Origin of the sequence: Mesobacillus jeotgali (assembly GCF_002874535.1) — a bacterium.
GTDB classification, from domain to species: Bacteria; Bacillota; Bacilli; order Bacillales; family Cytobacillaceae; genus Mesobacillus; species Mesobacillus jeotgali.
This window is the reverse complement of sequence record NZ_CP025025.1, coordinates 2,835,897-2,849,933: the sequence shown is the minus strand read 5'-3', so window position 1 is coordinate 2,849,933 and position 14,037 is coordinate 2,835,897. Positions and strand designations below refer to the sequence as shown.

General features: G+C 43.3%; 14 protein-coding genes. All 14 read left to right on the top strand.

Features of this window, described 5'->3' with window-relative positions; all coding sequences use genetic code 11:
* The first annotated feature begins 214 nt into the window (after positions 1 to 214).
* The 14 genes from hepT (at position 215) to CD004_RS14390 (ending at position 14,034) form a co-directional block, all read left to right on the top strand.
* The gene (gene hepT, locus CD004_RS14455; RefSeq protein ID WP_102263409.1) at positions 215 to 1,177 is read left to right on the top strand and encodes a heptaprenyl diphosphate synthase component II; all 963 of its coding nucleotides are present in this window, start codon (positions 215 to 217) and stop codon (positions 1,175 to 1,177) included.
* Positions 1,178 to 1,268: 91 nt separating this feature from the next.
* On the top strand, positions 1,269 to 1,715 hold the full coding sequence (gene ndk, locus CD004_RS14450) for a nucleoside-diphosphate kinase (RefSeq protein WP_102263408.1): 447 nt from the start codon (positions 1,269 to 1,271) through the stop codon (positions 1,713 to 1,715).
* A 197-nt stretch (positions 1,716 to 1,912) separates the two neighbouring features.
* Positions 1,913 to 2,686: a CheR family methyltransferase gene (locus tag CD004_RS14445; protein WP_102263407.1), complete on the top strand. Its 774-nt coding sequence runs from the start codon at positions 1,913 to 1,915 to the stop codon at positions 2,684 to 2,686.
* Positions 2,687 to 2,931: 245 nt separating this feature from the next.
* Entirely contained in the window at positions 2,932 to 4,104 is a 1,173-nt protein-coding gene (gene aroC / locus CD004_RS14440; RefSeq protein ID WP_102263406.1) for a chorismate synthase, read from the top strand.
* 2 nt (positions 4,105 to 4,106) lie between these two features.
* Positions 4,107 to 5,201: a 3-dehydroquinate synthase gene (aroB, locus tag CD004_RS14435; RefSeq protein ID WP_102263405.1), complete on the top strand. Its 1,095-nt coding sequence runs from the start codon at positions 4,107 to 4,109 to the stop codon at positions 5,199 to 5,201.
* Positions 5,194 to 5,550 carry a chorismate mutase gene (gene aroH, locus CD004_RS14430; RefSeq protein ID WP_102263404.1) on the top strand — a complete coding sequence of 119 codons (357 nt, stop codon included), beginning with the start codon at positions 5,194 to 5,196 and terminating at the stop codon, positions 5,548 to 5,550. Before aroB ends, aroH begins: the two co-directional genes overlap by 8 nt.
* Before the next feature lie 104 nt (positions 5,551 to 5,654).
* Positions 5,655 to 6,758 carry a histidinol-phosphate transaminase gene (hisC, locus tag CD004_RS14425; RefSeq protein WP_102263403.1) on the top strand — a complete coding sequence of 368 codons (1,104 nt, stop codon included), beginning with the start codon at positions 5,655 to 5,657 and terminating at the stop codon, positions 6,756 to 6,758.
* 13 nt (positions 6,759 to 6,771) lie between these two features.
* On the top strand, positions 6,772 to 7,878 hold the full coding sequence (locus CD004_RS14420; protein WP_102263402.1) for a prephenate dehydrogenase: 1,107 nt from the start codon (positions 6,772 to 6,774) through the stop codon (positions 7,876 to 7,878).
* 17 nt (positions 7,879 to 7,895) lie between these two features.
* Complete coding sequence (gene aroA, locus CD004_RS14415; protein WP_102263401.1) at positions 7,896 to 9,188, top strand: 3-phosphoshikimate 1-carboxyvinyltransferase; 1,293 nt, start codon at positions 7,896 to 7,898, stop codon at positions 9,186 to 9,188.
* Positions 9,189 to 9,335: 147 nt separating this feature from the next.
* A complete protein-coding gene (locus tag CD004_RS14410) occupies positions 9,336 to 10,241 on the top strand; it encodes a hypothetical protein (RefSeq protein ID WP_102263400.1) in 906 nt (301 codons plus the stop codon).
* An 84-nt stretch (positions 10,242 to 10,325) separates the two neighbouring features.
* The gene (locus tag CD004_RS14405) at positions 10,326 to 11,591 is read left to right on the top strand and encodes a tetratricopeptide repeat protein (RefSeq protein WP_102263399.1); all 1,266 of its coding nucleotides are present in this window, start codon (positions 10,326 to 10,328) and stop codon (positions 11,589 to 11,591) included.
* A gap of 42 nt (positions 11,592 to 11,633) precedes the next feature.
* A complete protein-coding gene (locus CD004_RS14400) occupies positions 11,634 to 12,188 on the top strand; it encodes a ReoY family proteolytic degradation factor (RefSeq protein WP_102263398.1) in 555 nt (184 codons plus the stop codon).
* A 727-nt stretch (positions 12,189 to 12,915) separates the two neighbouring features.
* The gene (locus tag CD004_RS14395; protein WP_102263397.1) at positions 12,916 to 13,371 is read left to right on the top strand and encodes a YpiF family protein; all 456 of its coding nucleotides are present in this window, start codon (positions 12,916 to 12,918) and stop codon (positions 13,369 to 13,371) included.
* A 156-nt stretch (positions 13,372 to 13,527) separates the two neighbouring features.
* Positions 13,528 to 14,034, top strand: a complete 507-nt coding sequence (locus CD004_RS14390; protein WP_102263396.1) for a QcrA and Rieske domain-containing protein — start codon at positions 13,528 to 13,530, stop codon at positions 14,032 to 14,034.
* The last annotated feature ends 3 nt before the right edge of the window (positions 14,035 to 14,037 follow it).

Genomic DNA, 14,037 nt, shown 5'->3' with positions numbered 1-14,037 from the left:
GAAGGTCAGCCGTTTTATTTAGTATTGTGCTTCGTAGCGTATTAACAGAGTGACCTGTATACAGGTTGGTTCCAAAAGAAAGTAATCTATTAGCTGGGCAGGATGGAAAGCTCCAAGCATATAAGAAATCTCCTGATTGCATTGATGCTGCGGAAAGGAAAATGTTGCAGTTGCATAAATGTATATCTAGGATGTAAAAGCTGGGTGGATAAATATGAAGATGAAGCTATTATATACATATTTGAATTCTGATTTGACATTGATTGAAAGAGAGCTGGAAGAAGCAATCCAGGCGGATTCTCAGCTGCTCAGACAGGCGAGTCTTCATTTGCTTAAGGCTGGTGGGAAACGGATCAGGCCCGTTTTTGTTCTCCTTGGTGGTAAATTTGGAAATTATGATATTGAAATCATCAAGGATGTCGCAGTCTCCCTGGAGCTTATCCATATGGCCTCCCTTGTACACGATGACGTCATCGACGATGCTGAATTGCGCAGAGGGCAGGCGACAATCAAAGCGAAATGGGATAACAGGATTGCGATGTATACTGGGGATTACATTTTTGCCAGGGCACTGGAGCTTATGACTGACATTGAAAATCCGAAGGCACACCAGATTCTCTCTGATACTATAGTCGAACTTAGTGTTGGGGAAATCGAACAAATAAAAGATAAATATAATTTTGATCAAAATCTGCGTAATTATTTACTGCGGATCAAGCGGAAGACGGCTCTTCTTATTGCCGCGAGCTGCCAGCTGGGTGCCGTGGTGGCAGGTGTTCCAGAGCAGGACCATCGTAAATTGTATAAGTTTGGCTACTATGTCGGCATGTCCTTCCAGATTACTGATGATGTGCTGGATTTTACGGGGACAGAAAAGGAGCTTGGAAAGCCGGCTGGCGGAGATCTTCTCCAGGGGAATATAACTCTTCCAGTTTTGTATGCAATGCAGGATGAATCTATTAAGAACCGAATCCAGACTGTCCATGAAGGCATGGCGAGAGAAGAGCTTAATGAAATTCTTAAGCTTGTCCAGGATTCAGGTGCGATTGAAAAATCACTGGCAATCAGTGACCGTTACCTGGATAAAGCTCTTGAAGTCCTAGAAGAGCTTCCATCTAATAAGGCTAAGAAGTCATTGCGCGATATCGCTAAATTCATTGGAAAACGCAAGTATTAGCAAGTTGCGAATTTTTCAAAAAAATGATACTATTTCTAAGGGTTGCTTTTGTAAGCGGTTCACATACATATATGAATTAGGAGTGGAACTCATGGAAAAGACTTATTTGATGGTGAAACCTGACGGAGTACAGCGTAACCTGATCGGTGAAGTTGTAGCTCGTTTTGAAAAGAAAGGCTTCCAGCTAGTTGGAGCAAAACTTATGAACATCCCTAGAGAACTTGCTGAAGAGCATTACGGCGAACATAAAGAGCGTCCATTCTTCGGTGAATTGGTAGACTTCATCACTTCAGGCCCAGTATTCGCTATGGTATGGCAGGGAGAGAATGTGATTTCTACTGCACGCCAGATGATGGGTGCTACGAACCCTAAAGATGCAGCTCCTGGAACAATTCGCGGAGACTTCGGCGTTACTGTTGGAAAGAACGTAATCCACGGTTCTGACTCACCAGAAAGCGCTGAGCGTGAAATTGGACTATTCTTCAAGCAAGAAGAACTTGCTGAATACAGCAAATTAATCAACGAGTGGGTTTACTAATAAGAAAAGCGTAAACGTATTCTGTTAAATAAACTCCGGACACTTGTGAAAAGCAAGTGTCCTTTTTCTTTTTCAGAACCTTTTAAGGAAGATTGGTAAGCTTCCCGGTTATATCAAAAAAAATATATCACCCAAATCCTATTTTTCGATATAATGAAAATGTCCAACTTTTTCTAGTAAAAATAAGGAGCAAAATGATGCCGCAAGACTACGAACACTTTATCTCGAGAATCCACCAAAAGACAGGTATAAACCTTGCTCTATACAAAGAAGCCCAGATGAAAAGAAGATTGACTTCACTCTATCAAAAGAAAGGGTACTCATCTTTCAAGGAATTCTTTCAGGTACTTGATAAAGACCAGCAGCTCATGAACGAATTTCTGGATCGGATGACAATCAATGTATCCGAGTTTTATAGAAACGCTAAAAGGTGGGAGGTCCTCGATAAATCGATAGTTCCTGAGTTGTTAAGCAGAAACCCGAACCCGAAAATCTGGAGTGCAGCTTGCTCCACTGGAGAAGAGCCTTATACTTTGGCGATGGTTCTGTCAAAACATATGCCATTATCGAGAATCCAGGTCCTGGCGACGGATATTGATGACAACGTTCTGGCCAAAGCAAGGCGCGGAGTTTATGCAGAAAGATCGCTGAATGAGGCCCCTAGGGAAATGGTTGGAAAATTTTTTCGGCAGGAAGGTTCCTATTATACGGTGGAAGATGACATTAAGAAGACGGTTACGTTTAAAAAGCAAAATTTGCTTGCCGATCGTTTCGGAGGTCCATTTGACCTGATTGTCTGCAGGAATGTCCTCATTTATTTTACCGAAGAGGCCAAGGAAAGCATTTACCATAAATTCAGCCAGGCATTAAGGCCTGGAGGAATTCTGTTTGTTGGTAGCACTGAACAGATCTTCAACCCTGGAACATATGATTTTGAAACTGCAGATACTTTCTTTTACAGGAAAAAATAAATGAAGGAGCCGGGATTCCGTGCTCCTTCTTGCTTTTTTTCCGAATGTATGGGATTTAATTACTGCAGGTGAGGTGTTAAGGCTGGGGTAACGGAAGATAGTTTTTTGCGAGTCAACATGCTTCATGATAAAATGACTTCATTCTTGAAAAGGAATAATACATATTTCGAAATTTTTAATTTATTTCTGTTGAACTGTATGATATAGTAAAACAAATCCTTTAGCGAGTTGAAGGGAGAAAGTATATGAGATATTTAACAGCGGGAGAATCACATGGACCGCAGCTAACAACCATTATAGAGGGGATGCCAGCAGGCATGCCTCTAGTAGCAGAAGATATAAACAAGGAGCTTGCGCGCCGGCAGAAAGGCTATGGACGCGGAAGAAGGATGCAAATCGAAAAGGATCAGGTGCAGATCACTTCAGGTATTCGGCACGGACAGACATTGGGTTCGCCGATAGCCTTGGTTGTTGAGAATAATGATTGGAAACATTGGACCGGGATTATGGGCCAGGAACCGCTCGATGACCAATCTGCTGATGAAGTGAAAAGGATAATTTCCCGTCCCCGTCCTGGTCACGCAGACTTAAACGGCGCGATTAAATATGGACATCGAGATATGAGAAATGTTCTTGAACGTTCATCTGCCCGAGAAACGACTGTCAGAGTCGCAGCAGGTGCTGCTGCGAAAAAACTGCTGTCGCTGCTGGGTATCGAGTTGGTTGCCCATGTAGTTGAAATCGGCGGGGTGAAAGCCGAAAAACAAGACTTCACATCACTCGAACAACTTAAAGAAATAACAGAAGCTTCTCCAGTCAGATGCTTCGATCCTGATGCAGGAACGAAAATGATGGCAGCAATTGATGACGCTAAGCAAAATGGAGACTCTATTGGCGGTGTTGTCGAGGTGATTGCAGAGGGAATGCCCGCTGGAGTGGGCAGCTATGTTCATTATGACCGCAAGCTTGATGGTAAGCTTGCTGGTGCCATTATGAGCATCAATGCTTTCAAAGGAGTTGAGATTGGGATCGGTTTCGAAGCTGCCAGTAGGCCCGGCAGCCAGGTACATGATGAGATAGCCTGGGAAGAGGGGCGAGGATACTACCGGAAAACAAACCGGCTTGGAGGGCTTGAAGGCGGCATGACAACGGGCATGCCAATTGTTGTCCGTGGGGTAATGAAACCAATCCCGACTCTTTATAAGCCATTGATGAGTGTCGATATCGAGTCAAAGGAACCTTTTGCAGCGAGCATTGAACGCTCTGATGCATGTGCTGTCCCTGCAGCAGCAGTGGTTGCTGAAAGCGTTGTTGCCTGGGAGCTTGCCTCTGCTATCGTAGATCAATTCTATGCGGATCGATTTGAAACACTGAAGGCATCAATCGAAGAGCAGAGAAGGACTGCGAGGGATTTTTAAAGATGCAGCTAGTGAATATCCATACAAGCACAAAATCCTATCCAGTACACATCGGAAAAGGTGCTATTCAGCTATTACGCGGTATTATTCAAGATGCTGAAGACAGTTACACATCTATCATGGTCATTACTGATGATACAGTGGCAAAGCATCACCTTGATTCATTCCATGAACATACTGCTCTTGAAGGGATTACTTTGAGAATCGTCCCATCAGGAGAACAAGCGAAAACTTTCGATGTATATGAAGATTGCCTTTCTACAGCGCTTGAAAATAAACTTGACAGGAAATCGCTAATCATCTCTTTTGGCGGAGGCGCAGTAGGAGATTTAACAGGATTTGTTGCCGCTACTTATATGAGAGGGATTCGCTTCATACAAGTCCCTACCACTATTCTTGCCCATGACAGTGCGGTGGGAGGGAAAGTTGCGGTCAACCATCCATTAGGCAAGAACATGATAGGAGCATTCCATCAACCTGAAGCCGTCATTTATGATCTGGATTTCCTCCAGACACTTCCTGTACATGAAGTCCGGTCCGGCTTTGCTGAAGTAATCAAGCACTCGTTGATAAGCGATGAAAACTTCTATTGCTGGCTTAGGGAAGAAATTCAGTCTTTGGATAAAATGAATGACTCACAATTGCTTGAGTTTTTGACAAGAGGAATTCAAGTTAAAGGTTCTGTTATCGCAGAGGATGAAAAAGAAACCGGAATCCGTGCTTTCTTGAATTTTGGGCACACACTGGGCCACGCAATCGAAGCTGAAGCAGGTTATGGGAAAGTGACTCATGGAGAGGCAGTAGCCATAGGTATGCTATTTGCCCTTCAGTTAAGCAAACATTTGCTTGGGCTTGATTTTAATATAGAAGCATTCAAAATCTGGCTTAAGAATCTCGGCTACGAAACTTCAATCCCAGCCGGCCTTTCTCATGTGCAGCTGTTAGAGAGAATGAAACAGGATAAAAAAGCTGTAAACAATACAATTCGTTTCGTTTTACTAGCGAAGATTGGAGTTCCTGCGCTCATTGAAATAGAGGAAAATGTATTGATGATGAACCTGAAGAAGTTTGTAGAAGAGGGGGAGCAAGATGATTAGGGGAGTAAGAGGAGCTATTACAGTAAACGAGAATGATGAGCAGGAAATCATTTCTGCGACTGAAAGGCTTTTGAAAGAAGCTATCGTTTCTAATAATATCGCTCCGGATGAAGTTGCTTCAATTTTCATTTCAGCAACTGATGATGTTGATGCAGCCTTTCCGGCAAGGGCCTTAAGGAATTTGGCTGGCTGGACCTATGTTCCAGTTATGTGCATGCAAGAATTATCCGTCCCCGGCTCGCTGCAAAAGTGTATCAGAGTCATGATCCATTTCAACACGGAAAAAACACAAGAAGAGATCAAGCACATTTATCTTGAGGGAGCTTCTGAACTTAGACCTGATCTTTAAATTTATACTTTTTCCGGAGCGCCAAACAGTGTATGATTAATACATCTTCTTTATCGCTTTAATTAGATAATGAGTTAAAGAACAGAATAGTCGAGGTGGATAAGATGAGATGGAAAGAGCAACTTTTAAAGCTAAAACCGTACCAGCCCGGTAAATCCATTGGTGAAGTGAAAAGGCAGTATGGTTTATCAGAGATTGTGAAATTGGCGTCAAATGAGAATCCGTTTGGATCTTCAGAAAAAGTAAAAAACGAAATTGTGGGCTATGCTGGTAAATTTTCAGTTTATCCCGATGGGTATGCTACCGAACTTCGTACACATCTGGCCGACCATCTGGGTGTAAAAGAAGGGGAAATCATTCTTGGCAACGGATCAGATGAAATTATCCAGATGATTGCCCGGGGTCTGCTAACACCTGAGACAAAAACTGTGATGGCTGCCCCGACATTTCCACAATATAAACACAACGGTATTATCGAGGGCTGTGAAATAACAGAAATCCCATTGGTAAATGGTGCGCATGATTTGAATGGAATGGCTGCCGCGGTAGATGATCGCACCACAGTTGTCTGGTTATGCTCTCCAAATAATCCAACAGGGGTTTATATAACCGAAGAAGAATTGACAGCTTTTATGGCACGTGTGCCAAGTCATGTGCTTGTCGTGTTGGACGAAGCATACTTCGAATATGTGACCGCGGATGATTACCATGATTCTTTGAAATTGCTTAGACAATATTCAAATTTAATTATCCTAAGAACTTTTTCGAAAATATACGGGCTTGCAAGCTTCAGGGTTGGGTATGGAATTGCTCATGAGGACACAATTTCAGCACTTGAGCCTGTCAGGGAGCCGTTCAATGTAAACTCATTGGCACAAGCTGCTGCCATTGCGGCACTTGATGACCAGGATTTTGTTGAAGAATGCAAAAGAGAAAACCAGGCTGGTATAGAGCAATTTTACCAATTTTGTGATAGCGCTGGATTGAGTTATTATCCGTCACAGGGGAATTTCATCTTGATTGACTTTAAAAGGGACGGTCAGGAGGTATTTCAATTCCTGCTCGAAAGAGGATATATCGTCCGTTCCGGGACAGCACTCGGATTCCCTACTTGTGTAAGGATTACAATTGGCTCAAAGGAACAAAATCAAGGTGTAATTGATGTTATCAAACAATATTTGAATGTGGATACTGTAATATCTAAATAAGGATGTGGAACTTATGGAAGGCCGCGTATTGATCATTGGTCTTGGTTTGATTGGCGGCTCTCTGGCGATGTGTATTAAAGCTCAGCATCCGGGGGCAGAACTCATCGGTTTTGATGCGGACGAAGATCAAATGGACCTGGCCATGATGCTGGGTGTCATTGACCGGGCAGCTGGAAGTATTGAAATGGAAGCTCCGAAGGCGGATTTGATCATTATAGCGACTCCGGTATTGACCACAGGAAGCATAATTGAATCTTTAGCTTCATTGCAGCTGAAAGAGGAAGTCATTGTTACCGACACAGGCAGTACGAAGGGGTACATTTCAATGAAGGCATCCTGCTTGAGAGAAAAAGGAGTTGCCTTTATTGGCGGGCATCCAATGGCTGGTTCTCATAAAAGTGGTGTAGCTGCAGCGAAGAAAATCCTGTTTGAAAATGCATTCTATCTTTTTACAACAGATACAATGGTCAGAAGTGAGACGGTAGACCGGCTAAAAGCATGGCTTTCTGGCACGAGGGCCAAATTCCTCGTTGTATCACCCGAAGAGCATGATTATCTAACAGGGGTGGTCAGCCATTTTCCGCATATCATAGCTGCTTCCCTTGTTCACCAGGCGTCAAGGGCGGAGGCAGGAAATCCTCTTGTCAACCGCCTGGCGGCTGGAGGGTTCAGGGATATCACACGGATCGCTTCAAGCAGTCCGCGGATGTGGAGGGATATTCTTATTCAGAACCGTGAAGTCCTTATCTCTCTGTTAACTGACTGGCAGGATGAAATGGGACGGGTAAAAGAATTATTGGTGACTAATGATAGAGATAGCATCTATGATTTCTTTGATTCGGCAAAAAACTTCAGGGATGGACTTCCTGTAAGTGACAAAGGAGCTATTCCAAGTTTTTATGATCTGTTCGTAGATGTTCCCGACTATCCAGGGGTGATATCTGAAATCACGGGATACCTGGCAGTTGAAAATATCAGTATAACGAATATAAGAATCATAGAAACTCGTGAAGATATCTACGGCGTCCTGGTGATCAGCTTCCAGACACCTGAAGACCGTGCCAGGGCGAAGGAATGCATCGGAAAAAATACAGACTATGATATGTCTCTTGGAAAGTAGACTGAAGGAGCAGAAATATGTCCGTAAAAACACTTTTGATAAATAAAACCACTTTGGAAGGTCAGGTTAAAGTACCTGGCGATAAATCAATTTCGCATAGAGCAGTCATGTTCGGCTCCATTGCAAATGGAACCACCCGTATCGAAAACTTTCTGCCCGGAGAAGACTGTTTAAGTACGATCTCCTGCTTCCGCCAGCTAGGCGTTGATATTGTCCAGAATGGGAGCGATGTAACGGTTACCGGAAATGGTGCGGACGGGTTGAATCAGCCTGAGGATACGCTGTATGTTGGGAATTCTGGAACAACCATCAGATTGATGATGGGAATCCTTTCGGGATTGCCTTTCACCTCAACCCTTGAAGGTGATGAATCGATTGCCAGAAGGCCAATGACGAGAGTGACTTTTCCTCTCGGCAAAATGGGTGCAAGTATTATGGGGAGGAATAATGGGGAATTCACTCCGCTGACGGTGGAAGGCCAAAAATTGCATGGAATTACATATGAACTGCCAGTAGCGAGCGCGCAAGTGAAGTCGGCGATCCTCCTTGCCGGCTTGCAGGCAGAAGGTGAGACAATCGTAATTGAGCCAGTGAAAACAAGGGATCATACTGAGCGCATGATCAATCAGTTTGGCGGCAAAGTAGAGCGTGATGGTGATGCTGTGAAGGTAACTGGCGGACAAATGCTAAAGGGTACACATATAAATGTACCTGGTGACATTTCGTCTGCGGCCTTTTTCCTGGTGGCGGCCGCAATCGTTCCCGGGAGTGAGATTATACTGCGGAATGTTGGTTTAAACCCGACAAGAACGGGAATAATCGAGGTGCTTAGAGCGATGGGAGCAGATTTCATTATCGAGCCATACGATAGTGAATCAGCTGAACCTGCTGGGGATATAAGAATTAAGCATTCAAAACTCAGGGGCACAATAGTCGAAGGTGATCTGATTCCCCGATTAATCGATGAAATCCCGGTCATTGCTTTGCTCGCAACGCAGGCAGAGGGAAAGACGGTCATTAAGGATGCAGGGGAATTAAAGGTTAAGGAAACAAATCGAATTGATACTGTTGTGAATGAACTCAAGAAACTTGGAGCAGACATTGAGGCTACGGATGATGGCATGATTATACAGGGGAAACAAAGCCTTTATGGCGGGACTGTATCAGCACATGGGGACCACCGGATTGGAATGATGCTTTCCATTGCTGCCCTGCTCTGCAAAAGGGATGTCACACTTGAACAAAGTCAGGCGGTCGCCGTTTCTTATCCTGGTTTTTTTGATGACTTGTATTCACTGGTGCGAAAATAAATAAATAATTGTCTTGAAGGCCAGTCATGATAAATGGATGGCCTTCTGTATTTTTAAAAGGTTGCCTTCGCTTTAAAAAGGGCTGCGGTCGTTATATTCTCGGAATTTCTGCATAGTTTGTCATAAGACCGATAAAGGAGTGGTTTTATGGCTTACATTATAGATAATGTCCATCTCTTGAAGGGACAAGCTTTCACAGATACAAGTATGCTGGTGGAGGGCCAGCGAATCATATCGACGACATCCAAATTTGAACGTTATAACTACATGAGGATGGACGCTGATAACTATATAATGACCCCAACCCATGTCCTCTTTGATACGAACCTCCCAATTAAAGAATCTTTTAAAGAGAGAAAAGAATACTACCTGAATAATTTCATTCTAAAGGGCAGCACAGTTGTATTCACAACAGTAAAGATCCAATTTGAACGCCAGCTCGAAGAAAAGCTCAACCAGGCGAAAAGTCATTTGTTAGACAGCCCTATCGATTTTGTTCTGGGAGTCAGCATTCCGCCTCGGTTACTGAATCCGGGATTTATCCGGAAGTGTAAGAAGATGAAAGTCCCAGCGATTTTTCTGGAGATCGACAAGATAGACACTCTGAAAACGATGCCATGGGGATGGATCAAGGAAGCGCTGTTTCCTTATAACTGTCCAATCATACCAATCTTTCCTGAAAGTAAGCATAAAAAAGGGAGGCAGCTGCATCTCAACGTCTGGAGCGATTTGATGAAAAAAGAGAAGGTTCCCGCTGTGTATGAAGACCTAGCGAATCCAGGCCCAGTGTCAAGGTCAATCTTAAAGAAGACCGGAATCTTCCCTGAAAAATCAAATCTGCATAGTGGCGGAGAACTCAGCTATAATCTCTATACTATAAACCCGGAAACAAAATACCGTGATGAGCACGGGCTGTTTTTTCAATCGAAGCATCTTATGGTGACTGTGGACAAGGGAAAAGTCATTCGCGCGGGTACCGAGGTTTATTATCGGCCAGGAAAGGGAGAGAATGTTATAATTAAGACACCAGGATTTTTTACAGACAACTACTAAAAACTCTTAAGGCATTGCTGGTTAGACAGCTGTATGCAAACTGGCAAATATAGATTAGCCTAAAGTAAGGATAGGATGATAGAGATGGTCGGAGTAGAAGAAATAAAAAATTATATCGAAAATGGACAGCTTGAAAAAGCAATGGCTGCTTATCAAAGAATTCTCGAAAATGGCAGTGACGAAGAAAAATTCCTGCTTTCTGAGGAGTTTTTCCGCTTCGGTTTCATGGAAGAAACGGAGGCATTAATCGAAAGTTTATTGAAGAATTATCCGGATGAGGGCGAACTCCATGTTTTGCTCGCTGAAACCCGGATCGAAATGGGCAAAGAGGAAGAGGCAATGCTTTCGCTTGAAAAGGTTGACGAAGAGGACCCTTCTTTTCCTCAAGCGCTGCTTCTATTGGCTGACCTGTATCAGATGGAAGGTCTGTTTGAAGTGAGTGAAAAGAAGCTGCTTGAAGCGAAAAGACTTTTACCGGATGAGCCAGTCATTGATTTTGCTCTTGGTGAGCTGTACGCTTCCCAGGGAAAACTTGTTGAAGCCATCCAGTATTACGAAACGGTGCTTAAGACCCATGAAGAGATTGGCGGAGTGAACATTAACCAGCGAATGGCCGAAGCGTTAAGCGCAGGCGGATCGTTTGAGGACGCACTACATTATTATGAAAAAGCACTTGAGCAAAAACTGGAAATTAATACATTGTTCGGTTATGCTTTTACAGCCTTGCAGGCAGGCTATAATAAAACAGCAATCGAAAAGTTTGAGGAACTAAAAGCCCTTGATCCTGAATACCATTCCCTTTACCTCTATCTTGCCAAAGCTTATGAGCGAGAAGAATTGGTCGAAGAGGCATACGATGCTGTGAAGCAAGGGATCGAGCAGGATGAGTTCAATAAGGATTTATACTTTTATGGTGGTAAATTAGCACTCAAAATTCCTGATGAAGAAGCTGCAGAGAAATTGCTTCGTGAAGCAATCGCTATTGATCCAGGGTTCATGGAAGGAGTCCTTGTCCTGAACAAACTGCTGCTCAAGCAGGAACGCTATGAAGATGTACTTGAGCTTGTGCGGGCAGCTGACATCCACGAAGAAGAAGAGGAACCACAAATTCTTTGGGATGAGGCAGTTGCTTACCAGCAAATTGAAGATTTTTCACAGTCATTAAACAAATACCAACTCGCATATACTTTCTTTAAAGACAACAAAGAATTTTTGACAGACTACGGATATTTTTTAATTGAAGAAGGAAAAATGGCCGACGCCGCCGAAATTTTTAGTAAGTTAGTTGAAAAAGAACCTGGCAATGAAGAATTCCGTGAATTGTTGGACCGCATGACGGAGAATCAGTAACCTTAACAAAAAATTTGAGTTATGCAGAGGAGGGATTCAAAAATGACAACCCCTGTATCTGTCAACGAGAAAAAGGATTTTATCCGCTGGTTTTTAAACCATTACCAGCTTAAAAGGCGGGAATGCGTTTGGATCCTTAACTACTTGATGAGCCATGACCAGCTGATGGAAAAAGTGCACTTTGTGGAAAATGCACAATATTGTCCAAGGGGATTAGTGATGTCGACCCATTGCGTGGATGAAGTACCATTCCGGTTCTTTAAAGAAAACGTGATGACGACAGATGCTGAAAAGTCTTTCCACGACATTCGTTTGAACAGGGAAGAAGAAATTTACATCCAATTGAATTTCCATGCTTCAAACAAAGCCCACCAGTTTGCGGCGGTGCTGGAAGAAAACCCTTATGTTCCAGGCCAGCTCCAAATCAGTGAAAGTGACAAGATGGTAGCAGAGAGATTTCTTGAGGAGAGTATTCAAAAATTCCAAAAAGACAAACTGCTTACCTTGATTGATGAAGCACTGGACAGCCAGGACCAGGAAGCCTTCGAACATCTCACAGAACAATTAAAAAGATTGGGCGCAGTCAATTCGTTATAGCTTGCTTTTGATAGCAGGCTTTTTATTTTGCCCGGTATTAGGGCATGAGTCTCTGATTTGGATCAAAACAATTTTCTTTTGGACAAGAACCGAACGGGGGGTTGAGAAAACATTCGAACCTGGTCCTACTTCAGGCAAAACCCCAAGGTAGAGCGGCTGAAATGTACGAACCTGGCTCTACTTCGGACAAAACCCCAAGGTGGAGCCGTTGAAATGTCTGAACCTGGATCTACTTCGGACAAAACGCCAAGGTAGAGCGGCTGAAATGAGCGAACCTGGTCCTACTTCAGACAAAACGCCAAGGAAGATCCGTTGAAATGTGCGAACCCGGCTCTACTTCGGACAAAACGCCAAGAAAGAGCCGTTGAAATGTGCAAACCTGGCTCAACTTCGGACAAAACGCCAAGGTGGAGCCGCTGAAATGTGCGAACCTGGCTCTACTTCGGACAAAACGCCAAGGAAGATCCGTTGAAATGATCGAACCTGGCTCTACTTCGGACAAAATCAAAAAGAGGATGAGTTGAAATTTCTGACCCCGCCCTAACTTCCCATAAAACCACCAGGGCAAAGTTTCCGAAACGTTCGAAGCTACCAAACCATTCGAAAACGAGTTTTAATCGTGATATTATAGGTATTGATTAAATGGCAGGCTTTCAGTCGTAGAGTATCTTATATTACTCATTTAAGTAGAAACGACAGGGCCTAATAGAATGATGGAGTTGGTTTTATGAGATGGGTGGCAGCAGATGTGGAGATGTACCAGAAAGCAGCGGAATATGTAGACACGGCGATCGTGCCGCTATTGCCAGTTTCTTTCGGGGATGACATGAAACAAAATGCTTCGATGGCAGAGTTCATAGGAATCCTTACTACACAGCTGGAAAAGCAATTTAAGGGACGTATTTTCCTATTTCCTGATTTTGTGTACATAAAAGGACATGAAGCTAGTATAAAAGCCCTTAAGGAATGGGAAAACACTTTATTGGACAAGCAGTTCAAGCATGTGTTTTATGTTACCTCTGACAGCAGCTGGAGGCAGCAAGATAGGGAGTTAACTGGTAACCTGTTGTGGCTGCCATCATTGTCTTTGGAGCATATGCAGGAACAGCAAAAGGTGTCCATCGTGGAAGATCAGGTGAACCAGCTATTATCTTTGTTTACTGAGAAATGGCAAGACGATTAAACTTGATGTTATTTTTATCACTGAGAAAAATGTTTTCAACATAGTATTATATTGATTTTGTAATGAGATTGATATATCATGGTTATGTCCTAGTTTTAAAATGTGTTTAAATTATGTCCGTTGGGGACTTAACTTGGGAATAGAGGGGGGAATAGCGTGAGTAAGCATCGTGTTTCAAGACGTCAATTCTTAAACTATACTCTAACAGGTGTAGGCGGTTTCATGGCTGCAGGGATGCTGATGCCAATGGTTCGATTTGCCGTTGATCCTGTACTTAAGGGTGAAGATGCGGGAGATTTTATCGCGACTCCATTGAAGATCGCAGATATTACAAATGAACCGCAAAAAGTAAACTTTAGCTTTACACAAAAAGATGCGTGGTATGAATCTGAAGAAACTGGAACTGCTTGGGTATTCAAGAACGAAGGCGGAGAGATTATCGCCCTTTCACCAGTATGTAAACACCTTGGGTGTGTTGTTGACTGGAATACGGATAAGAAAAATCCGAATATGTTCTTCTGTCCTTGCCACTACGGTCTTTATGAAAAGGACGGTACAAACGTGCCGGGCACACCACCGTTGGCACCATTGGATGTATATCCAACCAAAGAAAAAGACGGGTTCCTTTATGTAGGAAAAGCCGAACCACGAAAGGGGGCGTAATCT

Bases quoted from the DNA above. Each gene is read 5' to 3' on its own strand.
- hepT (WP_102263409.1), top strand. From the start codon at position 215: ATGAAGATGAAGCTATTATATACATATTTGAATTCTGATTTGACATTG.
- ndk (WP_102263408.1), top strand. From the start codon at position 1,269: ATGGAAAAGACTTATTTGATGGTGAAACCTGACGGAGTACAGCGTAAC.
- CD004_RS14445 (WP_102263407.1), top strand. From the start codon at position 1,913: ATGCCGCAAGACTACGAACACTTTATCTCGAGAATCCACCAAAAGACA.
- aroC (WP_102263406.1), top strand. From the start codon at position 2,932: ATGAGATATTTAACAGCGGGAGAATCACATGGACCGCAGCTAACAACC.
- aroB (WP_102263405.1), top strand. From the start codon at position 4,107: ATGCAGCTAGTGAATATCCATACAAGCACAAAATCCTATCCAGTACAC.
- aroH (WP_102263404.1), top strand. From the start codon at position 5,194: ATGATTAGGGGAGTAAGAGGAGCTATTACAGTAAACGAGAATGATGAG.
- hisC (WP_102263403.1), top strand. From the start codon at position 5,655: ATGAGATGGAAAGAGCAACTTTTAAAGCTAAAACCGTACCAGCCCGGT.
- CD004_RS14420 (WP_102263402.1), top strand. From the start codon at position 6,772: ATGGAAGGCCGCGTATTGATCATTGGTCTTGGTTTGATTGGCGGCTCT.
- aroA (WP_102263401.1), top strand. From the start codon at position 7,896: ATGTCCGTAAAAACACTTTTGATAAATAAAACCACTTTGGAAGGTCAG.
- CD004_RS14410 (WP_102263400.1), top strand. From the start codon at position 9,336: ATGGCTTACATTATAGATAATGTCCATCTCTTGAAGGGACAAGCTTTC.
- CD004_RS14405 (WP_102263399.1), top strand. From the start codon at position 10,326: ATGGTCGGAGTAGAAGAAATAAAAAATTATATCGAAAATGGACAGCTT.
- CD004_RS14400 (WP_102263398.1), top strand. From the start codon at position 11,634: ATGACAACCCCTGTATCTGTCAACGAGAAAAAGGATTTTATCCGCTGG.
- CD004_RS14395 (WP_102263397.1), top strand. From the start codon at position 12,916: ATGAGATGGGTGGCAGCAGATGTGGAGATGTACCAGAAAGCAGCGGAA.